Source organism: Pannus brasiliensis CCIBt3594, from assembly GCF_036688125.1.
GTDB classification, from domain to species: Bacteria; Cyanobacteriota; Cyanobacteriia; order Cyanobacteriales; family Microcystaceae; genus Pannus; species Pannus brasiliensis.
Genome location: NZ_JBAFSM010000115.1, coordinates 1 through 847 on the forward strand (window position 1 = coordinate 1; position 847 = coordinate 847).

An 847-nucleotide genomic window follows, 5' to 3' on the forward strand; every position below is an offset into this window, starting at 1 on the left:
GATTACTCAATTATGAACTGGCACACTCTTCTTGATTCGTGCAGGAGGTCTATTATCACAGTCCTGAACAAATAGCCGGTCGTTTGTCCCGGGAAGGGAAAGAATCCATCACGCGCGTGACGATCTACCAGATGGTCTACCAGAACTATCAGGGGTGCGGGGGGTACCGTTCGTATTTACGCCGGGGGCGCGGGAAAAGAAAAAGACGGGGAGGAGCGAAAAGCAAGCGGGGAGTGATTCCTGGGCGCGTGGGAATCGAGAACCGACCAGCGATCGCCGATGAGAAAACCGAGATCGGACATTGGGAAAGCGACACGGTAATCGGCGGGAATCATATCGGAGTGTTAGTTACTCATGTAGATAAGGCCTTGAAATTTCTAGTGGCGGGATTAGCGAAAGATAAAACCGCACGGGAAATTAATCGAGTAACGGAAGAACTCTTTCAAGCGATCCTGGGAGAAAAAAGAAAGACTTTCACTTGTGATAACGGAAAGGAGTTTAGCGTCCATCAAGAATTAAGCCAGAAATTAGACGTGGATATTTATTTTGCCAATCCTTATCACTCCTGGGAGAGAGGATTAAACGAGCATACCAATGGTCTAATCAGACAATTTTTTCCCAAAGGAACGAACTTGAAAATCGTTAAGCCAGAGGAGGTGGAAAGAGCCGTAAACTTAATTAACAATCGTCCTCGAAAATGTCTTGACTATCGAACTCCATTTGAGGTATTCTATGAAGTAGGATCAGAGAGTGATGCAATTTAGATTTGAATTGGCGAATTTTTAAAAGAAAATACAGCCTTTCTCAGATAGATGAGGTACAGTAGCAACAGTGTGCGAACCAATTA

Annotated in this window: 1 pseudogene; it reads left to right on the forward strand. The window is 44.9% G+C overall.

Going from position 1 to position 847, the window contains the following annotated elements:
* Window positions 1-53: 53 nt before the first annotated feature.
* Window positions 54-764: pseudogene (locus V0288_RS24970) on the forward strand (IS30 family transposase); the annotation flags it as partial.
* Window positions 765-847: the final 83 nt, after the last annotated feature.